The organism is Ensifer sp. Root423, from assembly GCF_001426275.1.
Classification (GTDB): domain Bacteria; phylum Pseudomonadota; class Alphaproteobacteria; order Rhizobiales; family Rhizobiaceae; genus Ensifer; species Ensifer adhaerens.
The window spans coordinates 226,787-251,079 of record NZ_LMEG01000023.1; the positions used below are offsets into that span (position 1 = coordinate 226,787).

Below are 24,293 nucleotides of genomic sequence, written 5' to 3' on the forward strand. Positions count from 1 at the left end.
GACTCAGGAGGAGCCCACCTGTGCGCCCGACCACTGCCTCGCCCTGCATCACGACCACCCAGATCGCCGCGTCGCGAGACTTCTATCAGACATATTTCGCCGCACGGCTGACGTTTGACTGCAGCTGGTACATCAGCCTGGAACTCGGCCAAGGCCTGTCCCTCCAGTTCATGGAACCGCAACAGGGGCAGCCTGTGTGCAACACCGAAGGCCTCACCTACAATTTCTGCGTCGCAGACGTCGACGGCGAGTATAGCCGGATCAGGGCAGCAGGCCTTGCCCCGGCGTTGCCGATCGAGGATCACCCATGGGGAGATCGTGGCTTCGCCGTAAAGGATCCGAACGGTGTCCTGCTCTATATCTACTCGAATCGCGAACCCGCGCCGGAGTTCAAGCCGTTTGTCATCGCTTCGGGTGCGGCATGATGGATGACCGGATCCAGACCCTTCTGCGGGAGATCGAGCTTCATCGCGGCGATCAGTTCGTGATCGTCACCCGACTACGGGAAATCGCGCTTGCCTCGGGTCCTGCAGTCACCGAAGAGGTAAAGTATGGCGGCATCCTGTTTTCGTCCAAGGACAGCTTCTGCGGCGTCTTTTCCTACGCCCAACACGTGACGCTGGAGTTTAGCCGGGGCGCCGCTTTGCCCGATCCACATGCCGTCCTGGAGGGTTCAGGCAAGCTTCGCCGCCACATCAAGCTCCTGGGCCCGGCGGATATAGATGAGAAACAAGTCGCGCTATACATCAAGATGGCTCGCGAGGCTGCCGATCGCTGAAGGGTCGGTTGCGCCCGGCGACGGTGCCGCAAACCTCAGGCCGCGCCCTTCTCGGTTCCGTGCGGGTTGTCGACCTTCGGCCAGATGTTCTTCGGCGCGCGCTTGTAGTCGGTCTTGGCGGGATTGTTCGGGTAAGGCGTGCCGGCCGAACAATAGAGGATTTCGGACGCGATCTTGGAGAACGAGGCGTAGAAGTGGTTGGTCGACTTGATGACCAGGATCTTCTTGCTTGTCGGGTCGATGCCCATCACCGAAAACAGGCTTGGATCGAAGCTCTGCGCGCGGGTCGAGTTGAGGATGATGTCGATGCCTTTGAAGCGAATGTGGGCCGCATCGCCGAAGGGGGCGAAGCTCTCGCCGAAGCGCATCTCGGCGTCGCGCACCAGCTTGACCACCTTGACCGTGCCATCGACCGGATTGCCGGTTCCCGGCGCCGACTTGGCGCCGAAGCGCAAGGGGATGTCGGCGCCTTCGCCGGCCGCCATGCAGATCTGCACCGCCATCGGGTCCCAGATCGTGCCGACCGCAACGTCGGTTGCGCCGCGAGCCAGCAGTTCTTCGAGCAGAACTGTCGCGTCGCCGGCCGTACCACCGCCCGGGTTGTCCCAGACATCGGCGATGACGACGGGACCTTTGGTTGCTGCGAGTGCCTCATCGACCGCCTGCCTCTCGTCGATCTGCGGCATGATGAAGGTGCCGCGGTGGGAGAAGAGTTCCAGACCCAATTCCCGTGCGAGGCTCGCGCCTTTCTCCGGCTTGCCGTCGGTGACGGCGAGCAGCTTCGTTCCCATTTCCGGGACGTCGCCGGCCATGAAGCCGTGGATCACGGAGAGCGAAAGCACGTCTGCGTCTTCCTTCTCGATCCGCATCAGCTTGTCGACGAAGGAGCGCATCGGATCGCGAGATGTCGGGTAGACGTCGATCATCCGACAGTCGAAGATCGACATGACGGGCGTGATGCGGCCTTCGAGCGTGTCGACAGCGATCTTCCAGAGGTCCTCCGCGCGGTCGACGAAGTCGGTGTGCGGGAATTCCTTGAAGTAGACGAAGAAGTTCGATGCGGCGGCGCGGTTGGCCGTCAGGTGGCTGTGGGGATCAAGCTCGGCGCAGACGAGGATATCGGGACCGACGATCGCACGGACGCGCGTCAGCAGGTCGCCTTCGGGGTCTTCGTAGCCGTCGGCGACCATGGCGCCGTGCAGGCCGAGCACCACGGCATCGACGGGCATGGCGGCGCGCAACTGGCCGAGGATCTCGTCGCGCAGGCCCTCATAGGTCTCGCGGTTGACGAGGCCAGCCGGGTCCGCCCAGGTCGCGGTTCCCTCGATCAGTTCCCAGCCCTTCTCAACGCAGACGCGCCGGCCGACGGTGATCGGCGCCGTGCAAAGCGTCGGTGTCTCCGGGTGTTCTCCCGGCGGGGCGTAGAGCGAGGCTTCGAAGGCCCGGCGGTCGATGCAGATCGGGGAGAAGGTATTGGTCTCGGTCGCAAGCGCCGCTGTGAAGATCCGCAATGCCGTTGCCTTTTCTATTGCGTCACGCCTGCAGCGCCGCTCATCCGGCCGGATGTGCTAAGGTCGCTGCGGGCTCTAAGTCTGGCGCATGATTTTTCCCGGATGCATGGCGATCCAGGAAACTACGCGGAAGCCGCGCCCATCGGGTTCGGCAGGTAGCCGGTAAAGCCGGCAATCTTCCAGCGTCCTTCGTGCAGACGGCAGTAATAGACCGTCTGCCATTTCAGGATGTCGACGCTGCCGTCCGTCTTCTTCAGGCTGCCATCGAACTTCTTGCGCGCCAACGCCTGGTCACCGTTGATCTCGATGTCCTCGAGCGTCGTCGTGGTGAAGATCGCCGTGCGCGGGTCTTCGGCGAAGCTCTGTGTGGCGAAATCCTGCGCCTGGCGCAGCCACTCTTCGCGATAGGCGGCCAGCGACGGGAAGGTCAGCCGCCAATTGTCCGGATTGGTTTCGCGGCGGCCGTCGATGCCGATGAAGCTCTCCCCGACGAAATCGTCTGCAACCATCGACCAGTCGGCTGCCAGAAAGGCAGTGATGTCGCGGGAGACCAGCATCTCCCAGATCGAGTGGCGTGCAGCATCGGAAGAGGGGAATGGATTGAGAAAAGGATCCCGCATATTCGCGCCCTGGATTGAAATTCTTTTCATGAATGGCGTTTTTCGCTAGCCAAATTCGGCTTTCTATGGTCACTTGTCAACGATCAAAGAAAATAATTTGCAAGAAGGCTCATGATGACGATCAAGCGCTATGGTGCGGAACAGGTCGGCGCTGGCGGCAAACCTTTGCCCTTCGCGCGCGCTGTCGAGGCGGACGGCTGGCTCTATGTGTCCGGTCAGGTTGCCATGGAAAACGGCGAGATCATCGAGGGCGGGATCATCCCCCAGACCCACAAGACGATCGCCAATGTGATGGCCATCCTGACGGAAGCCGGCTACGGTCCGGAGCATGTGGTTCGTTGCGGCGTCTGGCTCGACGATCCCAGAGATTTCTGGACATTCAACAAGATCTACCAGGAGTATTTCGGTGCTCATCCGCCGGCGCGGGCCTGCGTCCAGTCGTCGATGATGGTCGATTGCAAGGTCGAGATCGACTGCGTCGCCTATAAGCCGAAAGAAGGCTGATCCTGGAGCGGGAGCGGTTTTCTGCCCGCATCCCGCTCTCACTCGTGATCCGAAGCAAGGCATAAGCGGGCGATGGACATCTTCGCGACATTGCAGGAAGAAAAGGGGCGGCTCTCCCAGTCGGAAAACCGCATCGCCGATATTCTCCTGAACGATTTCGAGTTCGCGGTAAACGCCTCCATCATCGAGCTCGCGAGCAAGGCGGACGTTTCGCCGCCGACCGTCACCCGCTTCTGTCGGCGGTTGGGTTGTGACAGCTTCTCCGATTTCAAGGTGCAGCTCGCGCGGACCGCCTATATCGGCATGCGCTACCTGAAGCCCGAGCCGAAGAGCCGGGAGACCGGCGATGTCGCCCAGGACATCATCACCAAGTCGCAGAACGCGCTGTTTCTTCTGCATCGCTCGCTCGATCTCGCCGCGATCGAGCAGGCGGTCGAGCGGATTGCCTCAGCGGAAATGATCTACGCCTTTGGTTCCGGCGGCAATTCGTCGATGATCGCCGGCGAGCTTCAAAACCGGCTCTTTCGTTTCGGCCTGCGCATCACATCGAGCTCGGATCACAGCATGCAGTTGATGATGACGGCGGCGGCCCGGCCGACGGACGTGCTGATCGGCTCCTCCTTTTCCGGCCGCAACGCCGAACTCGTGCGCGCCTTCACGCTTGCGCGCGAACTGAAAGTGCCGACCATCGCGCTGACGCAGAGCGGCAGCCCGGTGGCCACCGCTGCCAGCATCACCGTTCCGGTCGATCTGCCCGAGGGCAACAATATCTACCGCCCCACCTCCACCCGCATCGCCTATCTGGCGCTGCTCGACATCCTCTCCAGTCTCGTCGCTTACCGGGTTCAGCCGCAGGCGACAGCCACACTTCGGCGCATCAAACAGCAGCTGGTGACCCACCGCGACGGTGACGACCGCCAGTTGCTCGGAGACTGACGTGCCGCGAAAGGTCAACGCATGACGCAATCTCTCGCGATCGTCACCGGCGCCGCCGGCGATATCGGCCGTGCTATCGCCCGCAAGCTTGCCGACGGCCATGACGTGGTTCTGCTCGTCGACATCGATGCGGAGGCCGCCGAAAAGGCAGCGCGGGCGCTTGGCGACGGCAAGCGCTTCGTCGCAGTCGCCTGTGACGTCACCAATGCCGAAAGCGTGGCGGCGATGGCAGCGAAGGCCGCAGAGAAGGGCGCTGTCCGCACCCTCGTCAACAATGCTGGTGCTGCCCGTGCCGTCAGCCTGCACGACACGACGCCGGAGATCTGGCGCATGGACAATGCGCTGAACCTCGAGGCGGCCTTCCTCACTTTTCGCGCCGTCGAGGACATGCTGAAAGAGACCCACGGCTCGGTCGTCAACATCGCCTCGGTCAACGGCATGAACGTCTTCGGCCATCCGGCCTATAGCGCCGCCAAGGCCGGGCTCCTGCACCTGACCCGGCTGATTGCGGTCGAATACGGCAAGTTCGGCATCCGCTCGAATGCGGTGGCACCCGGCACGGTTCGCACCCAGGCCTGGGAGGCGAGGGCGGCATCGAACCCGGATGTCTTCGAAGAGGCGCGCCGCTGGTATCCGCTGCAGCGCATCGTCAATCCGGATGACGTCGCCAATGCCGTGCATTTTCTCGCAGGCCCGCTCGCGGCCGCCATTTCGGGCGTCTGCCTGCCTGTCGATTGCGGCCTGACCGCCGGACAGGCTGAGTTGGCCCGCACGTTCTCGCAATCAAACCACTACTGACATAGAGCATTCTGGAGGAAGAGCATGCACCCGGTTTCCTACCGTCTCGAGGCGTCCTGGCAGCCGGATGGCGGGCCGTTCGGGCGGTTTACCTTCACGCTGTTCAATTTCTCCGGCGCGCCACTTTCCGGCTTCAGGATCGTCTACACCTCGCTCACCCGGGTGATCGATCCCAAGGCCTGCGACAATGCCGTGTTCCTGCGCCGTAACGCCAATTTTCACGAATTCGCGCCGCCTGTGGGGCTGACGATCGAAAACGGCGGGAGCTGGACCTTCACCGTCAGCGGCCTGCACCGCAACGCGCGCCACTGCACCGACGGTGCCAAGTCCGCCTATCTGACGCTTGCCGATGGCGGTCACGTGCCGGTCGCTGTCTCCGATCTGTTGCTTGAAAATGCCGTCAGTGAACCGCCGCCGGTGCGGCTACCGGACGGCAAGCTCGATCAGCCCTATGCGTTGCAGCCCTGGCCAGCGAAGCTTGAGCTTCGTCCTGGAGACGGTTTTCCAGTGGTGCTCTATCCGGCGGTCGGCTCGACGGGCGAGGATGTCGCTGCCATCGATACGGTTCTGGCGATGTACCATCGGCTGTTCCCTGCGGGCCACGCCCCCTTCAGCCTGGCAGCCTCGAAGCAGGGGCGGGCGATTGTCTTTACCGCCGACGCTGGTCTTAAGGCTGAGGCCTATCGGCTCGACTTCTCTGAGACCGAAATCCGGCTTAGCTTTGGCGGCAGCGCCGGCCGGCAATATGGTTTGACCAGTCTGGCCCAGCTTCTGGATGGGGCACGCAACCATCCGGAAAAGTTCCGCTTTCCGGCGAGCGGCAAAATTTCGGATGCGCCGCGTTACAGCTGGCGCGGTTGCCATCTCGACGTCTCCCGCCAGTTCTACCCGACGGCGGATGTGGCGCGGCTGATTGACATTCTCGCCTGGTTCAAGCTCAACGTTTTCCACTGGCACCTGACCGACGACGAGGCCTGGCGCCTGGAGATCAAGGCCTACCCGCAGCTGACGACGCTTGGCGTCCTGCGCGGGCCGGATGAGCCGCTTCTGCCGCAGCTTGGTAATGGCGCTGAGCCTGTCGGCGGCTTCTACAGCCAAGCGGACGTGAGGGCGATCGTCGCGCAGGCGACGGCGCTGCATGTCGATGTCGTGCCGGAGATCGATATCCCTGGCCATAGCACGGCGACCTTGGTGGCGCTGCCGGATCTGACAGACGGTCAGGAGGCCCCGGAGAGCTACCATTCGGTTCAGGGCTATCCCAATAACGCGCTCAACCCGGCCGTTGCCTTTACCTACGAGTTTCTGGAGAAGGTCCTCGACGAAATGGTCGAGCTTTTCCCGAGCGCCTACATCCATATCGGCGGCGACGAAGTGGCGAACGGTTCTTGGCTCGCTTCGCCGCTGGCCAAGAAGCTGATGGAGCAGGAGGGCATCTCCGGCACCTTCGCGCTGCAGTCCTATTTCCTGAAGCGGGTGAAGCAGATGTTGACGGCGCGTGGCCGCAAGCTCGCCGGCTGGAACGAAGTGGCGCATGGCGGCGGTGTCTCGACCGAAGATACGCTGCTGATGGCCTGGGAGCGGCCGGAGGTCGGCATCGAGCTCGCCCGCGAAGGCTATGACGTGGTGATGACCCCCGGCCAGGCCTATTACCTCGACATGGCGCAGGCCGATGCCTGGCAGGAGCCAGGTGCAAGCTGGGCCGGCACGGCGACACCCGCCCACACCTACGGCTACGAGGCCGAGGGCGAATTCCCGGACGAGCTGAAGGCCCGCCTCAGAGGCGTGCAGGCGTGCATCTGGTCCGAGCATTATCTTTCGCGCGGCTACTTCAACCGGCTCGTCTTCCCGCGGCTTCCGGCGATCGCCGAGGCGGCATGGACACCGAAGTCGGCGAAGGACTGGCTGCGCTTTGCGGCCATCGCGCCGCTCAGCCCGAACCTCTGAGAGGAACGCTCATGCGCATCGCCGTTGGTGGCATCCATACCGAATGCAGCACCTATTCGCCTGTTCTGATGACAGAGGAAGATTTTCGCGTTCTGCGCGGCCAAACGCTGCTGGACGCCGAGTACTTCAGTTTCATGAAGGCCGAGGGTGTCGAGCATCTGCCGCTTTTGCATGCCCGCGCCGTGCCCGGCGGCCCCGTGTCGCGCCCAACCTACGACGCCTTCAAGGCCGAGTTCCTCGAAATGCTGCGTGACGCGCTGCCGATCGACGGGCTTTATCTCGCCATGCATGGCGCCATCAAGGTCGACGGGATGGACGACGCCGAAGGCGACTGGATCTCCGCCGCCCGCGCTGTCGTCGGTCCCAATTGCCCGGTGGCGGCGAGCTACGACCTGCATGGCAATGTCAGCCAGGAGATCATCGACCAGCTCGATATTTTTGCCGCTTACCGCACCGCGCCGCATATCGATACGCCGGAGACCATGACCCGTGCCTGGTCGATGCTGGTATCTGCGCTGAGAGACGGGACGCGCCCGGGCATCGCCTGGGCACCGGTCCCGGTCCTGCTTCCCGGCGAATGCACCTCGACCGAGGACGAGCCGGCAAAGTCGCTCTACGTGCAACTGCCCGAGATCGATAAGCGGCCAGGCGTTCTCGATGCCAACCTGATGGTGGGCTACGTCTGGGCCGACGAGCCGCGGGCGACCGCCTGTGCGGTCGTAACGGCCACCGACAGGGCGGCGGCCAAACGGGCAGCGGAAGAGATTGCCGCGGGCTACTGGTCGAAACGTCGAAACTTCCGCTTCGGTCCGGTCACCGGACCGCTCAACGAAATGCTGGATATCGCCGAGCGGGCGACGACGACGCCGATCATTCTTGCGGACTCCGGCGACAACCCGACCGGCGGCGGCGTTGGTGATCGCGCAGACGTGCTGAAGGCGCTGCTCGCCCGCGGCTGGCGGGGCGCGTTGATCGCCGGCATCACGGACCTGCCGGCGGTCGAAGCCTGCTTTGCCGCTGGGGTCGGCGAAACGTTGATGCTCAAGATCGGCGGCAGCCTCGATCCGGCAAGCCCCCGTGCGGAGATGCTGGCCGAGGTCGTCACGCTGGATGATCCCGGGCCTGCGAAAGAGCGGCAGGCGGTGGTGCGGGTCGGCGCGATCGATGTCGTTATCGCGGCACGGCGCAGGCCCTACCACAACATCGAGGACTTCCGGCGGCTGGGCCTCGACCCTGAGGCGGTGCGGCTGCTCGTCGTCAAATCGGGCTACCTGTCGCCCGAACTGGCGCCGATCGCCAACCCCAACCTGATGGCCCTGACTGAAGGGGTCGTCAATCAGGACATCCAAGGGCTCGCGAGCCTCCGCCGTCAGCGGCCGGCCTACCCCTTCGATCAGGACTTTTCCTTTGAACCCGTCGCCCGCTTTTCGGCGCGTTGGTCGAGCGGCGCCTGAGACATGCTTCGCACATTTCCTACCCGAGTTTCGGGTAGGGGCTTCCCTCAAATCACCGCGCGTCGTTCGACGCGCATGGGCGCTGAAACGCCTTAGCCTTCCGCATAACACCGTCCTTAAATCGATCACAATTTAAGCGATTGTGCGATATCCTCCACCCGCTTCGCGGACACATTCTAGCATGACCTCCACCATTCTCAGCGCCATGCGCAACCCGGCCATGCGGATCAGCATGCTGGCAATCTTCCTGTTCGGGTTTGCCGGTGCGGCCACCTCGCCCTACCAGTCCGTCGTCGGCATCAACGAGCTGGGGCTCAGCGATGCCGTCTATTCGCTGCTGATCCTGCTTGCCTCGACGGTGAACGTCATCGTCAGTGTTTCGATCGGCATTCTGGCCGATCGCGTCGGCAACTACCGGCTGCTGATGTCGACGGCGATCTTTTTCGGCGTTGTCGGCTACGGCATCGTCTATGTGCTCCCGCATCAGATGAGCTTCGTCGTTAGCGTCTTGTTGCTGTTGCCGATCTACGGCGCGGTCTACACGCTGCTCTTTGCCAATGTGCGCAGCATCGCCCGGCGGATGAGCGGCCATGACGCCGCCTCGCTCACGACGGGCGCCCGCGCGGCCATATCAGTGTCCTGGGTTCTGGTGCCAGGACTGGTCGGCTTTGCACTCGCCGGCGGCGAAAGCATGCTGCCGGCCTATCTGCTCGCCTGTCTCGGCTGCCTCGCCAATCTGCTGATCGTCTATTTTAAACTGCCCAACGAAAGCGGGGCCGACGCATCGCTCGGCAAGCGGCTTTCTTACTGGACGTCTTTTCGGGAGATCCTGGCGCCAGGGATTTTCCTGCGCGTCATCGCCGTTGCGATCATCACCTCGTCGCTGCACGTCAACGCCGCCGTGCTGCCCCTGATCATGACTGACGAGATCGGCGGCAGCGTCACCGATATCGGCATCATCGTTGGGATCGTCGCTTTCCTCGAAGTTGTGTTCATCTTCGTCTGGGCGCGCATCCAGCTGAGCCTTGTTCCATTCAAGGCGCTGGCGCTCGGAACCGCGATCTACATCGGCTACATGGTGCTGCTCGGCTTCTCGACGGCGACCTGGCAGATCTACGCGCTCACCGTGATCAGTGCCTTTGGTGCCGCCGCGTTGATCACGATCCCGATCAGCTACCTCCAGGACCTGATTGCCGACCGCCCGGGCCTCGGAAGCTCATTGCTCGCCGTGAACCTCTTCCTGAGCGGCGGCCTTTGCGCCGGGCTTTTTGCGCTCGGCACGCGGATCAGCGACTATTCGGGCACGGCGCTGCTTGGCGGCGCCGCAGGCCTTGCCGGGCTGGTGCTGCTGCTCGCGCTCGACGGCGATAAAACAGGGAAGAAAACATTCCGCCGCTCGTGAATTAGTCCCAGGGCTCATCGACAAAACTGCAGGTGAACTTTGTCTGGTTGTCCTGGAGACATCTCTTCTTTTGATCGGCGAGGATCATGATCCTCGCGAAGAAGCGCGAAAAGTCGGCCTTGCTGGAGGTAAACGTGGCTATCCCCAAAGCGTGCGCCTGGGCCTGCGCCACGCAGGTCGCCAATTCCTGATCGGGGACATCGCTGTTTGCAACGATGACAGCGCGGTCAAATCGCCCTTCCGCGGAATAGTTCACGGCGGAAGCGCAATTTGGTACGCCAGTTGCTGCAGTATCGTTCAGCAGCCGCTCGTAGTAGGGGTCGAAGCCGAAATCTTCAATTTTGCTGACGTCGACCCGGCCATTCTTGACGACATCCTTTCTGAAGATCACGCCGATGGTGTTTCTTCCGAGGCCCGGTTGGGCCTTGGTCTCAATTCCGGCGGCCATGGCGATCATTTGAATTGTCGAGAAGACCACGTCCCTCTTCTTGGTCTCCCCTTGGCTCATTCCGACGCCAATAAATTCCGGGAAGGCGGTAAAGTGCCGTTCTCCGTTGCGAACAGGGCCGAAGAAACTCACGTTTTGAGCGACCGCAGACGAGGCAACAAAGACGCTCGCAAGAAGCCCGGTGGCAAACATAAGATGTCTAATGGTTCTTCTCCCGTACCCGCCCCAGCGCATGAAGCCTTCTCATAAAAAACCAGCGCTCGCGTGAGCGAACAGAGATGTTCTGCAACGCGTCGCCAGCAATGCGATGGCATCTCGATTTTTCTAGCATTGCTATCAACAGCTGCAAGGCGCCGGAGCGAGGAAGACGCAGTCCTGACGCTAGTCTCATCAAAAAGTGATTGGGGCGCCTTTCGGCGCCCCAATCAGTATGTCCGTGAGTATGTCGGTCGAGAGCGGATCAGTTGCCGAGAATGCCCGGCAGGCGCAGGCCCTTTTCCTTGGCGCAATCGAGCGCAATGTCGTAGCCCGCATCGGCATGGCGCATGACGCCGGTTGCCGGGTCGTTCCAGAGCACGCGTTCGAGGCGCTTGGCCGCATCGTCGGTACCATCGGCGCAGATGACGACGCCCGAATGCTGCGAGAAGCCCATGCCGACGCCGCCGCCGTGGTGCAGCGACACCCAGGTGGCGCCCGATGCGGTGTTGAGCAGGGCGTTGAGCAGCGGCCAGTCCGAAACAGCGTCCGAGCCGTCCTTCATCGCTTCGGTCTCGCGGTTCGGCGAGGCGACCGAGCCGGAATCGAGGTGGTCGCGGCCGATGACGACCGGCGCCTTCAGTTCGCCGTTCTTGACCATTTCGTTGAAGGCGAGGCCGAGGCGGTGGCGATCGCCGAGGCCGACCCAGCAGATGCGCGCCGGCAGGCCCTGGAAGGCGATGCGCTCACGTGCCATGTCCAGCCAGTTGTGCAGGTGCTTGTTGTCGGGAAGCAGTTCCTTGACCTTGGCGTCGGTCTTATAGATGTCTTCCGGATCGCCGGACAGGGCCGCCCAGCGGAACGGGCCGACGCCGCGGCAAAAGAGCGGGCGGATATAGGCCGGAACGAAGCCCGGGAAGGCAAAGGCGTTTTCGAGGCCTTCTTCCTTGGCCATCTGGCGGATGTTGTTGCCGTAGTCGAAGGTCGGGATGCCCATGTCCTGAAAGGCGATCATCGCTTCGACGTGGTCGCGCATCGAGGCGCGCGCGGCCTTTTCGACGGCCTTCGGATCGCTGACGCGCTTCTCCTTCCACTGGCCCATGGTCCAGCCCTTCGGCAGGTAACCGTTGACCGGGTCGTGCGCCGAGGTCTGGTCGGTGACCATGTCGGGACGGATGCCGCGGCGGACCATCTCCGGCAGGATTTCGGCGGTGTTGCCGAGCAGGCCGACGGACTTGGCTTCGCCGTTCTTCGTCCAGCGGGCGATCATCTCCATCGCTTCGTCCAGCGTCTCGGCCTTTTCGTCGAGGTAGCGGGTGCGCAGGCGGAAATCGATCGAGTCCGGGTTGCATTCGACGGCCAGGCACGAAGCGCCTGCCATGACGGCGGCGAGCGGCTGGGCGCCACCCATGCCGCCGAGGCCGCCGGTCAGCACCCACTTGCCCTTAAGGTTGTCGCCATAGTGCTGACGGCCGGCTTCAACGAAGGTTTCGTAAGTGCCCTGAACGATGCCTTGCGTGCCGATATAGATCCACGAGCCGGCCGTCATCTGGCCGTACATGGCGAGACCCTTCTTATCCAGCTCGTTGAAGTGATCCCAGGTCGCCCAGTGCGGCACGAGGTTGGAGTTGGCGATGAGAACGCGGGGCGCATCCTTGTGGGTGCGGAACACGCCGACCGGCTTGCCCGACTGCACCATCAAGGTTTCGTCGTTGTTGAGGTCCTTTAGCGTCTCTACGATCTTGTCGAAATCGGCCCACGTGCGGGCGGCACGACCGATGCCGCCGTAGACGACCAGCTCGTGCGGGTTTTCCGCGACGTTCGGGTCCAGATTGTTCATCAGCATGCGAAGCGGCGCTTCGGTCAGCCAACTCTTGGCATTGAGCGTGGTGCCCTGAGGGGCGCGCACGTCGCGAATATTGTGGCGCGGATTGTTGATGGTCATGCCTCGCTCCCTGTCAGTGTCTTGAGGTCAAATGCGATGGTTTCGATGCGGTTCAGGATCGCACCCAGCGGCTTTCGCAACAGGGCGGATCGTGTGGCGTCGAGCGCGAAAGGCGGCTCTTCGGCGGCGAGATGGGTCGATTGCGCGAGCTCCATCTGGATGGCATGCACGCCGGTTTCCGGGCGGCCATAGTGGCGGGTGGTCCAGCCGCCCTTGAAGCGGCCGTTGAGAATGCTGCTGTAACCTTCCGCAGCGGCAGCGATTGCGGCCGTCGCCTTCTCGATGTCAGGCGCGCAGGTCTTGCCCATGTCGGTGCCGATGTTGAGATCCGGCAGCTTGCCTTCGAACAGGAACGGAATGCGCGAGCGGATCGAGTGGCAGTCATAAAGCACGACCACGCCATGGATCGCCTTGACCCGCTCGATCTCGGCGGCAAGGGCCGCGTGATAGGGCGCATGGAATGACCGGAGCCGTTCGGCGATATCCGCTTCAGTCGGTGCCTCTCCGTCCTTCCAGATCGGCTTGCCGTCGAAGTCCGTTTCCGGGATCAATCCGGTCGTGTTCTGGCCGGGATAGAGGCTGACGCCCTCGGGATCGCGGTTGGCGTCGATCACGTAGCGGTGGAAGGTGGCGCGAACGACGGTCACCTCCGGCAGCAGGCCATCATAAAGTTGATGGATATGCCAGTCGGTATCGGCGAGGATCCGACCGTTATCGTTCAGCCGATCCCAGATCGCAGCCGGCACGTCGGTGCCGGTATGCGGAAAGCCGAGAATGACCGGCGAGTTGCCTTGTCTGACTTCGACGACCGCCATTTCAGGCCTCCAGGCTTGGCAGGATGCCGGCGGAGACGGCGGCGTTCAGACGGCCCGAGGCGATGAGGTCGCCGGCGGCCTTGAGGTCGTTGGCCATGTAGCGGTCCTCTTCGATCGTCGGCGAGACGGCGCGAAGGGCGGCAGCGGCCTTCTGTAATTCAGGGCTCGTGGCGAGCGGCGCGCGGAATTCGACGCCTTGGACGGCGGTCAGTGCTTCGATGCCGACGATTGAGAACAGGTTCTCGGTCATCTGCAGCAGGCGGCGCGCGCCGTGGCAGGCCATGGAAACGTGGTCTTCCTGGTTCGCCGACGTCGGCGTCGAGTCGACAGACGCCGGATGCGAGAGCTGCTTGTTCTCCGACATCAGCGCCGCCGAGGTGACTTCCGCGATCATCAGACCAGAGTTCAGGCCCGGCTTCTTGGCGAGGAAGGCCGGCAGGCCGTAGGAGAGAGCCGGGTCTACGAGCAGCGCGATGCGGCGCTGCGAGATCGCGCCGATCTCGCAGACGGCAAGGGCGATCTGGTCGGCGGCAAAGGCAACCGGCTCGGCGTGGAAGTTGCCGCCGGAGACGACCGAGTTGTCTGAAAGAACGAGCGGGTTGTCGGTGACGGCGTTGGCTTCGGTTTCAAGCACGCGGGCGACCGAGCGCAGCAGATCGAGGCAGGCGCCGTCGACCTGCGGCTGGCAGCGGATGCAATAGGGATCCTGCACGCGCTCATCGCCTTCGATGTGGCTTTCGCGGATTGCCGAGCCGGCAAGCAGCGCGCGGAGAGCCGCGGCCGTATCGATCTGGCCGCGATGACCGCGCAACGTATGGATATCCGGATGGAAGGGCGCTGACGAGCCCATGGCCGCATCGGTCGACATGGCGCCGGTGATGAGTGCCGCCTGTGCGGCACGATGGGCGCGGAAGAGACCGGCGAGTGCCAGCGCCGTCGACGTCTGGGTGCCGTTGATCAGCGCAAGGCCTTCCTTGGCGGCCAGCACCACCGGTTTGAGGCCGGCGGCGGACAGCGCTTCGCCGCCGGACATGCGACGGCCTTCGAAATAAGCTTCGCCGTGGCCCATCATGACTGCGGCCATATGGGCGAGCGGGGCGAGGTCGCCGGAGGCGCCGACCGAGCCCTTTTCGGGAATGACAGGGATGACGCCCTTTTCGAGCATGGCTTCGATCAGCCGCACGAGTTCGAGGCGGACGCCGGAGGCGCCGCGACCGAGGGAGACGAGCTTCAGCGACAGGATGAGGCGAACGACGTTCTCGGCGAGCGGCTCGCCGACTCCGCAGCAATGTGACAGGATCAGGTTGCGCTGCAGCGTTGCAACGTCGGCGCTGTCGATCTTGATCGAGGCGAGTTTGCCGAAGCCGGTGTTGATGCCGTAGACCGGCGCGTTACCGGCGACGATCTCGGCAATGCGGGCGGCAGCCTTGTTGATGCCGGCGTCAAAGGACGGATCGAGGCGGGCCGGCTCGCCGGTCCAGTAAATGGTTTCGAGATCGCGGAGGGGCACGGAGCCCGGGTGTAGAGTGATGGTCATTGACCGATCCTTTGCCCTCTAAAGATGCGTTCATGAAGCGGATTGAAGCCGATGCGGTAGACGAGCTCGGCCGGATCCTCGATGTTCCAGATTGCCAGATCGGCGGATTTTCCGACTTCGATCGTGCCGGTTTCGGCCAGTAGGCCAAGCGCGCGGGCGGCTTCGCGCGTCGCACCGGCAAGGCATTCGGCAACCGTCAGCCGGAAGAACGTCGCCGACATGTTCATGGTGAGAAGCAGCGAGGTCAGCGGCGAGGTGCCGGGATTGCAGTCGGTGGCGATCGCGATACGCGCGCCGGCATCACGCAAAGCCTGGACCGGCGGCAGGCGCTCTTCGCGCAGCGCATAGAAGGCGCCGGGCAAAAGCACGGCGACCGTACCTGATTTGGCCAGGGCCGCAGCCCCTTCGGCGTCGAGATATTCGAGGTGGTCGGCCGAAAGCGCGCCGTAGGAGGCCGCGAGCTTTGCGCCGCCAAGGTTGGAGAGCTGTTCTGCGTGCAGCTTGACCGGCAGGCCGAGTGCCTTGGCGCGGTCAAAGACGCGGGCGATCTCGGCAGTCGAAAACGCGATGCCCTCGCAGAAACCGTCGACCGCATCGACCAGGCCTTCGGCATGGGCGGCGTCGAGGCCGGGCAGCACGACATCGGTGACGTAGTCATCGTTGCGGCCCTTGTAGTCCACAGGCGTTGCGTGTGCGGCGAGATAGCTCGTCATAACGCGCACCGGCCGCAGCGTTTCGAGTTTGCGGGCGGCACGCAGCATGTTGAGCTCGGCCGTGACGTTCAGTCCGTAGCCGGATTTGATTTCGACGGTCGAGACGCCTTCGGCAAGAAGCGTGTCGAGCCGCGGCAGGGTGCTTTCGACAAGCTGGTCGACGGTCAGCGCATTGGTCGCCTTGACCGAGGAAACGATGCCGCCACCGGCACGCGCAATCTCTTCATAGGTGGCGCCTTCGAGGCGCATCTGGAATTCGCGGGCGCGGTTGCCGCCATGAACGAGATGGGTGTGGCAGTCGATGAGAGCGGGCGTCACTACGCGGCCCTCGTAGTCCGTCGCTTCAAGGCTGCGTGCGAGGTCGGCGGGCAGTCCGCTCTCCGGCCCGGCATAGGCGATACGCCCATCGACGACCGCAACGGCCGCATTCTCGACGAGGCCAAGACCGTCAACGGTTTCGCCAAGCGTCACGAGACGCACATTGCGCCAGATGCCGGATGTCTGCCTGCGGGTCGAGAGTTCGTTCATCAGGTCGCCTCCACTGAATATAATGTATATACATATTAATTCGCTCCACAAGGGGAAATTTATGGAGCCTGCGGAAAAGGAAAGGGTGATCGGCCGAGTGAAACAGAACGGGGGCTTTGAGGAGATGACCGTAGAACTCTGATTTCTCGGGAATTTCTCACCCCCGGTTCGTCATCACCGCAGGCAAAAAGAAAAGGCCCCGAGCCATGAGGTTCGGAACCTTTGTCTGTGTCCTTGGAATGGGGATCGCGACGCGTGCCCGCGACCCGAAATCCTGCCGGGCCGCGAAAACAGATCACGCTAAACCGCGTGATCCGCCTTAGTGCGCAGCCGTTCAACCACCTCGACGAAGCGATTTCCGGCAATGTCGAGGCGACCGCTGTTGTCGATCACGCTGACATCCGGGCCTGAGGTCACGTCTGGAGCCTGGCGGCTGAGGCGTCGCAAAACTTCCTCTTCACTTTCGCGACCGCGTTCGGCAAGCCGCTTTGCAAGCACAGGCGTCTCGGCTGTAACAACGACGACGGCGATCTCGCCGAAGGCTTCGCGGAACGCCGGCAGGGCACCACGGCTGCCATTGACGATCGCCGTCATGCCGTCCCTGACATTCCTGAGCACGACGACGGGGATGCCGTATTTCAGCCCATGCGCATCCCAGAAAACGGCGAAGGCGCCGTCCTTCTGCATCTCGACGAACTCGTCTTCCGAGACGCTTTCATGTACCTCACTGCCGGCATCCGACGGACGGGTAATGACGCGGCGGACGAAATGCACGTCGTGACAATCCGCGAAATGCCGGGCGGCAAAGCCCATGACGCTGTCCTTGCCGGCGCCGCTCGGTCCAACAACGACGACAAGCGCGCCGCCCTGGTTGTTCGCGCTCATGCGACACGCCGTCCTTCGCGCCAGACGGAGCGCACGACCGGGATGCCTTCCTTGCGATGGACGCGAGCGATATCGGCGCGAAGGCCGACGCCGATGCGGCCGCGGTCATCGAGACCGACGGTACGCGCCGGCGTCGACGTCACCATGGCGATTGCCTTTGGCAGGTCGACGGCGTCGAGTTCGTCGGAGAGCACGAAGGGGGCGTGGATCAGACTGAAGGGCACATAGTCCGACGACAGCACGTCGAGCACGCCGCGCTCGGCGAGATCGCGGGCGGCGATGTTGCCGGAGTGCGACTTGCCGCGCACGATGTTCGGCGCGCCCATCAGAACGCTGAGGCCCGCGCGGTGCGACGCCTCGGCGGCCTCGAAGCTCGTCGGGAACTCCGCAAGCTTGATGCCGAAGCCGATCGATTCCTCGACGTGGTCGACGGTCGCGTCGTCATGGCTGGCGATCGTGATGCCGCGGGCCGCACAGGCCTCGGCGAGCGCGGTGCGGTGCGGACCGGCATACTTGGCCGACAACGCCTGCTGCCGCTCGACGAAGCGCGCGAATTCTTCGTCCGAGAAGCCGCGCTTGGCTTTGTAGTAGAGCGTGTACTGGTCCATCGTCTGGAACTGGCGCTGGCCCGGCGCATGGTCCATCAGCGAGACGAGCTTGACCTGCGGATCGTTCTGGAAGTCCTCGTAGTGATCGAGCACGTCGGACGTTGAAACTTCGCAGCGCAGGTGGATCAGGTGATCGGCGCGAAGGCGACCCTCTTCCTTGGCCTGGGCCAGCGCGTCGGCCATGCTGCGCATCTCGCCCTTCTGGAAGCCGCCATCCTCGTCGGAGCCGAGACGCAGGCAGTCGAAGACCGTGGTGATGCCGGAGGTGACCACCTGTGCGTCATGGGCCTGGATTGCCGCGATCTTCAGCCAGCGCACGCCCGGGCGCGGCGAGTAGTGGGCTTCGAGGTGGTCGGTGTGCAACTCGATGAGGCCGGGGATCAGATAGTCGCCTTCAAAGTCCTCGCCGCTGGCAACCGTGCCCTCGGAAATGTCGGCAATCTTGCCGTCGCGGATCAGCACCGAACCGTCGAGGATACTATCCTCGAGGACGATGCGGGCGTTGGTCAAAACCTGTTCTTTGCTCATCTCATGCGATCTTTCGTTGGGTGTCGCTGCCGAGCGGCAGCAGGGAGCGGACAGTAAAGGGTGCGCCGCGCTCCGGTTCGACGAAGAGCGCGACTGACGTGACGTGAAGTGGCTTGCCGATATGCTCGGCAAAGGTGGTTTCGAGCGCGGTACGCATCACGCCGCTGGTTTCCGTGGGCACCGGGCCAGTCAAGGTCAGGTGGAACTGGAACTCTTCGAAAACATAGGGATAGCCCCATTCTTTGAGGTAGCGCCTCTGGCGCTCAGGCAGGCTGTTTGGCTTGCGGCGGGCAAAGTCGGCGTCCGACAGCGGCGCGCGGAACGGGTCGAAGCGGTGAACGGCGTCTTCGGCCAAATCCAGCAGGTCGACGCAAGGCGCGGACGGCACGAGTGCGAAGAACGGGCCCAACTGGTGCAGCACGATTTCGGGGATCTCGAACGGGTCGAGGTCGGCGGCAAAGCACTCGAAAATACTTAGGAGCTCGTCTTCGTCCCGGCCTTCGGCAAGCTCGAAGGGAGCCTTCAGCGTACCGTGGAAACCGTAGCGCCGCGGGTCAGCCGTCAATGTGCGTTGCGTCTCTTCGTCAATCCCGGCGATCGTCGGAAGCGTGAGGTCCTCACCGGTAAAGGCGTCGCGCCCCAGCCAACGGGACGCGACCTGCGACAGCCGGTCGTCCGCCGGCGGCGCGAAATAGATGGCATAACGCACGGTCTTCACTTTCTTGTAGCGACCGGCCCGCCAGGGCGGCGGGTCGATTGTTTGCGGGATGCGATGCGCAGCTAGCCGATTTCCATGACAACATCATGATGGCGGACACGCAAATGCTTGGCTGTCGTCAATGTGCCTTGCTGCCCATCAGGCGCGAACGGCACGCGTTCGAGATGCTGTCGAAAATAAAGACAACCAGCAAGATCAGAAGCACCATATAGGCGACATTTTCCCAATCGGAATTGGTACGCATCGCTTCCCAGAGTTTGAGGCCGATACCGCCGGCGCCGACGGCGCCGATGATCGTCGCCGAGCGAGTGTTCGATTCCCAGAAGTAGAGCGCCTGGCTGGCAAAAACCGGCAGCACCTGCGGAAGCACGCCGAAGCGCTGCACGGCAAGCGGCGTCGCTCCGACCGACTTCACGCCCTCGCGCTGCTTGTCATCGATGTTTTCCAGCGCCTCGGAATAGAGTTTGCCGAGCGTACCGGTGTCGGTGAAGAAGATCGCGGAGATGCCGGCAAGCGGTCCGGGGCCGAAGGCGCGGGTGAAGAACAGTGCCCAGATGAACATGTCCACCGACCGCAGGAAGTCGAAGAAGCGCTTGACCACCTGGTTGGTCAGGAAGCTCGGCGTGATGTTTCTGGCGGCAAGGAAGCAGAGCGGGAAGGCGATCAGCGACGCAAAGAGCGTGCCGACGAAAGCCATGACAACCGTCTGCAACAGCTTCGTCCAGACGTCCAGATGCTGCCATTCGGCGTTATAGAGGATGTTGTTCCAGGCGAGCGAAAGGTTCGAACGCGTCGGGTCGATCTGTTCGCCGGATGTGATGAGCGCGACGACCTCGCCATAGCTTTTGCCGAAGAAGGGCGAGTTGGTGTCGAACAGGAAGTTCGCCCAACCGAAGAAGCGGTTGCGGACGGAAACCTCGTCGCCTTCCACTTCGGCCCACCCGGTGGCGCCAAAGGCAAGCACGATCTTTTCGCCTGGCCGCTTCTGTGTCGCCCAGGCGGGCAGTTGGCCCTGCGGCCTCACCGTGTCGGCGCCGTCGACGGTCATCACAAACGTGTCGCCGCCGTGGGTAGCCTTCACCAGACCATCGGCGATCTCGATCCTGGTCGAGCGGTCGTAGGTTACGACGACGCGCGTCAGCACGTCTTCCGTCCGGGTTTCGACACGGTTCTGCGTTTCGGCGGCGGCTGTGCCACCGAGCGCGGAGCCGGGCGCCATGAAGCTGAACGACGAGCTTGCCTTCGGCTTGACCGCCTGCGCGGTGGAGGCCGGTATCTCGACCTGGCGCGTCACCGTCTGCCTGTCGAGCTCCACCCAATCCGGATTGGGATTGGGCCCGAGCGGCGAATTGCGCTGATAGTTGAGACGCATCGTCCGGTCGGGGGCGACGTGGATTTCCGGGCGTACCTCATAGGAAACCCAGTCGGCGAGGTAGGTGCCAGCGATGCCCCAGTTGGCATTGCCGAGCACGTGGCCGATCGAGAAGAACCACCAGCTGAAGATGAGGTAGGCGACGACGCCGCCGGCGATGGCTGCGGTGCGCACGCGGCTGGAGGTCGAGGATTTGAGGAGGTCGGGATGGCGGCTCGCGATCGCGTCCATTTCCATCGGGTTCAATCGTGTGGTCGTGGTCATGGTACGCACCTACTGGGCAAGCTGGAAGGCCTGCTCGCCAACGAGGCGGCGGCGAAGCCAGGCGGAAAACTGGTCGACGGCAAAAATGGTCGCAAACAGCAGGAGGACGATTGCAAGGGTCTTGGCCTGGTGTCCCTGGCCGATCGAAAGGCGCAGCAATTCGCCGATGCCGCCGCCACCGACGGCGCCGATGATCGTCGAGGCGCGCACGTTGATCTCGAGGCGCAGCAGGAAATAGCTGGTGAAATTGGGCAGCACCTGCGGCACCATACCAAACCAGACGCGCTCGATCCAGTTGCCGCCGGCAGCCCGCAGGCCCTCGTCCGGCTTCATGTCGGCGTTTTCGACCACTTCATAAAAGAGCTTGCCGAGCGCGCCGATCGTGTGGATCGAGACAGCGGCGATCGCCGGAATGGGGCCGAGCGAGAGGATCGCGAGGAAGAAGCCGGCTATCACCACCTCCGGAAAGGCCCGGAGCACCTCCATGATGCGGCGAACGATGCCGCGGATCCATGGATTGGGCATCAGGTTGCGCGCGGCAAGGAAGCAGAGCACGAAACCGAGGGCCGTACCGATCACCGTCGAGAAGATCGCGATGTTCACGGTCTCCAGCATCTTGTGCACGTATTCGGGGATGTAGAAGCTTTCGGTCAGGTACAGCCGGCCCTCGGGGTAGTTGTACTTGAAGCTGCCATCGTCATAGGGCGAGGGCAGGTCGAACATGGCGCGGAAAATTTCTAGCCCGTCGCGCGGCGCGAGATCGCCGACGAAATCGAAGAAATGCGGCAAACGGTCGAAGAACTTGCCGGCATTGGAATCGTTGGCGAACCAGAGCGAGCCCGATAGCGCCAGGAGGAGAACGCCGAAGCCAAGCCAGGAATAGAGCCGGCGGCGGGAACTGAGTTCCTGCCAGTGACGCTCGATGACGGCGCCGTTGTCGCTCAGATGTCGCGGGAGCAGGGAAGTTGCCATGACCGTTCCGGCTTTCGCCGGCCTCTTGAGCATTTCCAGGTAAAGTGCGAAGCGGTTTTCCGCCCCGGAAATGCGTGAAAACAATGCGGCGAAGGATGCGAAAGCACCCCTTCAAACAGTGAAACGCTGGCCGTTTGGGCGGCCAGCGTTCCCGAGTGGTGCGGGTCTATCAGCCGCCGATCGTCGCCTTGCGGGCGTCGATGATCGGCTTGTAGAAGTCGGCGTTGACTTCGGTGTAGCCGGTGAAGTCACCGCCCTGGATGGCCGAGAAGCAGGCCGCGTCGGTCTTCGGCAGGTCCAGCATGAACTGCTTGAACTTCGCCTTCATGTCGTCGTTCATCGTGTTGCGCACGACGATCGGGCCGTTCGGGATCAGCGGCGACTTCCAGAGCTCGACCAGGTCGTTCATGTCGAGGATGCCCTTGTCGACCATCTTCTTCAGGTTGCCCGAGGTGTAGCCGTCCTTGAATTCGCCGACGCCCGAGCCGAAGGTCGTGCCGGCATCGAAGGTGCCCTTGACGACTTCGAGAACGAGGTTTTCGTGACCGCCGCCGAAGCCGGTTTCACCGAAGAATTCCTTGACCGGGGCGCCGATCGCTTCCGGGAGCGTGACGAGCGGGACGAGGTAGCCCGAGGTCGAGTCCGGGTCGGCAAAGCCGAGCTTCTTGCCCTTCAGGTCTTCGATCTTGGTGATGCCGGAATCCTTGCGGGCAACCATGATCGAGTGGTAGCCGGTCGAACCGTCGGTCTGAACGGTCGTCAGGATCGGCTCGACGGCGTCAGCCTTGGCGAGGTAGATCTTGGCGTAGCCGGAAGCGCCGAGTTCGGCGTAGTCGAGCGTGCCGCCGAGCAGGCCCTGGATGACGCCGTCATAGTCGGCGGCCGGGAACAGCGAGACCTTCTCGACGCCAATGGCGGCCGGCAGCTTGTCGACCAGGCACTGGAAGTTGCGCAGGCGGTCGGCTTCGTTTTCGCCGCCGAGGATGCCGATGCGGAATTCCTTCAGGTCTTCAGCCTGGGCGTGGCCGACGAGGGCGAGGAGCGCTACGGCGCCCAGAAGAGCTTTCTTCAGCATAAGGTTCTCCCGTGTCCGGCTTGGCCGGATCCTATTGGGTTTCAAAGAGGTGCCCTTGACGCGGGCTTTCGATCATGGCGGGCGTCAGATGCCGGCCAGTGCCAGCGGCTTGAGGCCGGCCGATGCCGTTTCTTCCTGCGGTACTGCCGCCGGGATGTTGATGCTGGTGGAGGTCATCGATTCCTCGATGCCTGTGTCGGCGCCGTAGATCTCGGCAACCGCTGCCGCGGTCAGATCCTTGGGTTGGCCGTCGAAGACGACGCGGCCATGCGCCATGCCGATGATGCGTTCGCAATAGTTGCGGGCGGTATCGAGCGTGTGGAGGTTGGTGATCACCGTGATGCCATCGCGCTCGTTGATATCGCGCAGCGCATCCATGACGATCTTGGCGTTCAGCGGGTCGAGCGAGGCGATCGGCTCGTCGGCAAGCAGAACCTTCGGCTGCTGCATCAGCGCGCGGGCGATCGCGACGCGCTGCTGCTGGCCGCCGGAAAGCGTGCCGGCCGGCTGGAGCGCGGTCTGCTCGATGCCGAGGCGCTCAAGTGCGCCGATCGCCATGATGCGTTCTTCACGGGTAAACATGTTGAGGATGCTCAAAACGGTCGAGCGGTGGTTGAGACGCCCGAGCAGCACGTTGGTGAGCACGTCGAGGCGCGGCACCAGGTTGAACTGCTGGAAGATCATCGCGCAGTCGCGCTGCCAGGTGCGAAGGGCAGCACCGCGCAGCGACGAAACTTCCGTGCCGTCGAAGACGATCGAGCCGGATGACAGATCGACGAGGCGGTTGATCATACGCAGAAGCGTCGACTTGCCGGCGCCCGAGCGGCCGATCACGCCGACCATCTGGCCCTGGGGGATGTCGAAGGTAACCGAACTCACGGCTGTCTTCTTGCCGAACTGGCGGGTTACATTCTTCAACTGAAACATGTCTAGCAGGTCCTCTTCCGGGGAGACCGGTCATCGGTATGACCCTGCCATATCGGCGCTTCATGAAGCCGGAATGTCAGTTTGTTGTAAGTTCTGTTACAGTTCACAGCCCCGCATGTTTGGTTAACAAAATTTGAATGGCTGCGCGCAGGCGCCTGCGCTCCCGTCAACTTCAAGGGGCGCGCATCAACATCGAGCGGATATCTGTGGTCGGAGCCGCCGTCGCGGCGCAGGACCGGCGCAGTTGCTAGCTCTGTGGACCGGGGTCCAGCGTCGCGCCGGGAATATAGAGCGCAATCGGCCGGATCTCGTAGATCGCGGTCGGATTGGAGCGGCGCAATTCGCGCGCGGCGTCAACTGCCGCGTCGATGGCCGGGAAGTCGACGACGTAGAGGCCGAGCAATTGCTCCTTGGTTTCGGCGAAGGGGCCATCGGTGACAATGCCTTCGCCCTTGCCCCTCAGCGTCACAGCACCTTCGGTAGGCCCGAGCCGTGCGGCCGGGCCAAAGGCCTTCTGCTGGACGAACCGGTCATGAACTTCAAGCAGGTCGGACATCAGCGCTGCGTCCTCCTCCTCGGTCCAGGATTCGACGACGCCTGCTGTATGGTAGGCCAAGATTGCGTAATACATGAACCGTCCTCCCGCGCGTATTCGTGTCAGGTTTTGCCGGCCGCATCAACGCCTCGTCGTGCGGACGGCGTCACCGAGCGTGCCACCGGAGTGGGGCGCGTGTTCAGCGGATCAGCCCCAGGCCGCCGCAGCCCAGCGACAGGCCTGCCTGGCAATCCGAGAACGGCGCTTGATCTCGCCGCGGG

23 protein-coding genes are annotated in these 24,293 nt (G+C 63.1%); 8 read left to right on the forward strand and 15 right to left on the reverse strand.

The annotated features are described in order from the left end of the window. The first annotated feature begins 20 nt into the window (after positions 1-20). On the forward strand, positions 21-425 hold the full coding sequence (locus ASD01_RS20510) for a VOC family protein (protein ID WP_060530306.1): 405 nt from the start codon (positions 21-23) through the stop codon (positions 423-425). Next, complete coding sequence (locus ASD01_RS20515; protein ID WP_034799548.1) at positions 422-778, forward strand: DUF1801 domain-containing protein; 357 nt, start codon at positions 422-424, stop codon at positions 776-778. Before ASD01_RS20510 ends, ASD01_RS20515 begins: the two co-directional genes overlap by 4 nt. 35 nt (positions 779-813) lie before the next feature. On the opposite strand, the gene ASD01_RS20520 is transcribed toward ASD01_RS20515, so the two are convergent. Beyond that, positions 814-2,289: a M81 family metallopeptidase gene (locus ASD01_RS20520; protein WP_034799551.1), complete on the reverse strand. Its 1,476-nt coding sequence runs from the start codon at positions 2,287-2,289 to the stop codon at positions 814-816. Positions 2,290-2,411: 122 nt separating this feature from the next. Next, positions 2,412-2,909 carry a hypothetical protein gene (locus ASD01_RS20525; protein ID WP_034799555.1) on the reverse strand — a complete coding sequence of 166 codons (498 nt, stop codon included), beginning with the start codon at positions 2,907-2,909 and terminating at the stop codon, positions 2,412-2,414. Between the two features lie 114 nt (positions 2,910-3,023). On the opposite strand from ASD01_RS20525, the gene ASD01_RS20530 reads away from it, so the two are divergent. From ASD01_RS20530 to ASD01_RS20555, 6 genes are all read left to right on the forward strand, one after another. Further along, positions 3,024-3,413, forward strand: coding sequence for a RidA family protein (locus tag ASD01_RS20530; RefSeq protein ID WP_034799761.1), 390 nt, complete (start codon positions 3,024-3,026; stop codon positions 3,411-3,413). Between the two features lie 72 nt (positions 3,414-3,485). After that, on the forward strand, positions 3,486-4,349 hold the full coding sequence (locus tag ASD01_RS20535) for a MurR/RpiR family transcriptional regulator (protein ID WP_034799558.1): 864 nt from the start codon (positions 3,486-3,488) through the stop codon (positions 4,347-4,349). Between the two features lie 21 nt (positions 4,350-4,370). Next, positions 4,371-5,147 carry an SDR family oxidoreductase gene (locus ASD01_RS20540; protein ID WP_060644344.1) on the forward strand — a complete coding sequence of 259 codons (777 nt, stop codon included), beginning with the start codon at positions 4,371-4,373 and terminating at the stop codon, positions 5,145-5,147. Between the two features lie 24 nt (positions 5,148-5,171). Continuing rightward, positions 5,172-7,091 (forward strand): beta-N-acetylhexosaminidase, encoded by a 1,920-nt coding sequence (locus ASD01_RS20545; protein ID WP_060644345.1) that lies wholly within the window; start codon positions 5,172-5,174, stop codon positions 7,089-7,091. 11 nt (positions 7,092-7,102) lie between these two features. Next, positions 7,103-8,545, forward strand: coding sequence for a M81 family metallopeptidase (locus tag ASD01_RS20550; RefSeq protein ID WP_060530309.1), 1,443 nt, complete (start codon positions 7,103-7,105; stop codon positions 8,543-8,545). A 181-nt stretch (positions 8,546-8,726) separates the two neighbouring features. Beyond that, on the forward strand, positions 8,727-9,947 hold the full coding sequence (locus ASD01_RS20555) for an MFS transporter (protein ID WP_060644346.1): 1,221 nt from the start codon (positions 8,727-8,729) through the stop codon (positions 9,945-9,947). Position 9,948: 1 nt separating this feature from the next. Here the strand turns inward: ASD01_RS20555 and ASD01_RS20560 are convergent, their stop codons facing one another. From ASD01_RS20560 to ASD01_RS20620, 13 genes are all read right to left on the reverse strand, one after another. Further along, complete coding sequence (locus ASD01_RS20560; RefSeq protein ID WP_034799569.1) at positions 9,949-10,587, reverse strand: hypothetical protein; 639 nt, start codon at positions 10,585-10,587, stop codon at positions 9,949-9,951. Positions 10,588-10,855: 268 nt separating this feature from the next. Then, a complete protein-coding gene (gene hutU / locus ASD01_RS20565; RefSeq protein ID WP_060530375.1) occupies positions 10,856-12,529 on the reverse strand; it encodes a urocanate hydratase in 1,674 nt (557 codons plus the stop codon). A gap of 2 nt (positions 12,530-12,531) precedes the next feature. Beyond that, complete coding sequence (gene hutG / locus ASD01_RS20570; protein ID WP_034799571.1) at positions 12,532-13,350, reverse strand: N-formylglutamate deformylase; 819 nt, start codon at positions 13,348-13,350, stop codon at positions 12,532-12,534. A 1-nt stretch (position 13,351) separates the two neighbouring features. Further along, on the reverse strand, positions 13,352-14,887 hold the full coding sequence (gene hutH, locus ASD01_RS20575) for a histidine ammonia-lyase (protein WP_060530312.1): 1,536 nt from the start codon (positions 14,885-14,887) through the stop codon (positions 13,352-13,354). Further along, positions 14,884-16,128: an imidazolonepropionase gene (gene hutI, locus ASD01_RS20580; protein WP_034799575.1), complete on the reverse strand. Its 1,245-nt coding sequence runs from the start codon at positions 16,126-16,128 to the stop codon at positions 14,884-14,886. Before hutI ends, hutH begins: the two co-directional genes overlap by 4 nt. A gap of 300 nt (positions 16,129-16,428) precedes the next feature. Then, the gene (gene phnN / locus ASD01_RS20585; RefSeq protein WP_034799577.1) at positions 16,429-17,013 is read right to left on the reverse strand and encodes a phosphonate metabolism protein/1,5-bisphosphokinase (PRPP-forming) PhnN; all 585 of its coding nucleotides are present in this window, start codon (positions 17,011-17,013) and stop codon (positions 16,429-16,431) included. Continuing rightward, on the reverse strand, positions 17,010-18,149 hold the full coding sequence (locus tag ASD01_RS20590; RefSeq protein ID WP_060530314.1) for an alpha-D-ribose 1-methylphosphonate 5-triphosphate diphosphatase: 1,140 nt from the start codon (positions 18,147-18,149) through the stop codon (positions 17,010-17,012). Before ASD01_RS20590 ends, phnN begins: the two co-directional genes overlap by 4 nt. 1 nt (position 18,150) lies before the next feature. Next, the gene (locus ASD01_RS20595; protein ID WP_060518331.1) at positions 18,151-18,858 is read right to left on the reverse strand and encodes a DUF1045 domain-containing protein; all 708 of its coding nucleotides are present in this window, start codon (positions 18,856-18,858) and stop codon (positions 18,151-18,153) included. A 127-nt stretch (positions 18,859-18,985) separates the two neighbouring features. Then, the gene (gene phnE, locus ASD01_RS20600) at positions 18,986-20,503 is read right to left on the reverse strand and encodes a phosphonate ABC transporter, permease protein PhnE (RefSeq protein WP_060586219.1); all 1,518 of its coding nucleotides are present in this window, start codon (positions 20,501-20,503) and stop codon (positions 18,986-18,988) included. Positions 20,504-20,512: 9 nt separating this feature from the next. Next, the gene (gene phnE, locus ASD01_RS20605; protein ID WP_060530376.1) at positions 20,513-21,475 is read right to left on the reverse strand and encodes a phosphonate ABC transporter, permease protein PhnE; all 963 of its coding nucleotides are present in this window, start codon (positions 21,473-21,475) and stop codon (positions 20,513-20,515) included. Between the two features lie 169 nt (positions 21,476-21,644). Then, entirely contained in the window at positions 21,645-22,550 is a 906-nt protein-coding gene (gene phnD, locus ASD01_RS20610) for a phosphonate ABC transporter substrate-binding protein (RefSeq protein WP_034799586.1), read from the reverse strand. Positions 22,551-22,634: 84 nt separating this feature from the next. Further along, a complete protein-coding gene (gene phnC, locus ASD01_RS20615; RefSeq protein WP_034799588.1) occupies positions 22,635-23,477 on the reverse strand; it encodes a phosphonate ABC transporter ATP-binding protein in 843 nt (280 codons plus the stop codon). Between the two features lie 247 nt (positions 23,478-23,724). Continuing rightward, the gene (locus tag ASD01_RS20620) at positions 23,725-24,108 is read right to left on the reverse strand and encodes a YciI family protein (RefSeq protein ID WP_034799590.1); all 384 of its coding nucleotides are present in this window, start codon (positions 24,106-24,108) and stop codon (positions 23,725-23,727) included. Positions 24,109-24,293: the final 185 nt, after the last annotated feature.

Coding starts and splice junctions, on each gene's coding strand:
- ASD01_RS20525 (WP_034799555.1), bottom strand. CDS start 2,909: ATGCGGGATCCTTTTCTCAATCCATTCCCCTCTTCCGATGCTGCACGC.
- phnE (WP_060530376.1), bottom strand. CDS start 21,475: ATGGCAACTTCCCTGCTCCCGCGACATCTGAGCGACAACGGCGCCGTC.
- ASD01_RS20550 (WP_060530309.1), top strand. CDS start 7,103: ATGCGCATCGCCGTTGGTGGCATCCATACCGAATGCAGCACCTATTCG.
- ASD01_RS20545 (WP_060644345.1), top strand. CDS start 5,172: ATGCACCCGGTTTCCTACCGTCTCGAGGCGTCCTGGCAGCCGGATGGC.
- hutH (WP_060530312.1), bottom strand. CDS start 14,887: ATGACCATCACTCTACACCCGGGCTCCGTGCCCCTCCGCGATCTCGAA.
- phnC (WP_034799588.1), bottom strand. CDS start 23,477: ATGTTTCAGTTGAAGAATGTAACCCGCCAGTTCGGCAAGAAGACAGCC.
- phnD (WP_034799586.1), bottom strand. CDS start 22,550: ATGCTGAAGAAAGCTCTTCTGGGCGCCGTAGCGCTCCTCGCCCTCGTC.
- ASD01_RS20515 (WP_034799548.1), top strand. CDS start 422: ATGATGGATGACCGGATCCAGACCCTTCTGCGGGAGATCGAGCTTCAT.
- ASD01_RS20540 (WP_060644344.1), top strand. CDS start 4,371: ATGACGCAATCTCTCGCGATCGTCACCGGCGCCGCCGGCGATATCGGC.
- hutI (WP_034799575.1), bottom strand. CDS start 16,128: ATGAACGAACTCTCGACCCGCAGGCAGACATCCGGCATCTGGCGCAAT.
- phnE (WP_060586219.1), bottom strand. CDS start 20,503: ATGACCACGACCACACGATTGAACCCGATGGAAATGGACGCGATCGCG.
- hutG (WP_034799571.1), bottom strand. CDS start 13,350: ATGGCGGTCGTCGAAGTCAGACAAGGCAACTCGCCGGTCATTCTCGGC.
- phnN (WP_034799577.1), bottom strand. CDS start 17,013: ATGAGCGCGAACAACCAGGGCGGCGCGCTTGTCGTCGTTGTTGGACCG.
- ASD01_RS20590 (WP_060530314.1), bottom strand. CDS start 18,149: ATGAGCAAAGAACAGGTTTTGACCAACGCCCGCATCGTCCTCGAGGAT.
- ASD01_RS20535 (WP_034799558.1), top strand. CDS start 3,486: ATGGACATCTTCGCGACATTGCAGGAAGAAAAGGGGCGGCTCTCCCAG.
- ASD01_RS20530 (WP_034799761.1), top strand. CDS start 3,024: ATGACGATCAAGCGCTATGGTGCGGAACAGGTCGGCGCTGGCGGCAAA.
- ASD01_RS20555 (WP_060644346.1), top strand. CDS start 8,727: ATGACCTCCACCATTCTCAGCGCCATGCGCAACCCGGCCATGCGGATC.
- ASD01_RS20560 (WP_034799569.1), bottom strand. CDS start 10,587: ATGTTTGCCACCGGGCTTCTTGCGAGCGTCTTTGTTGCCTCGTCTGCG.
- ASD01_RS20620 (WP_034799590.1), bottom strand. CDS start 24,108: ATGTATTACGCAATCTTGGCCTACCATACAGCAGGCGTCGTCGAATCC.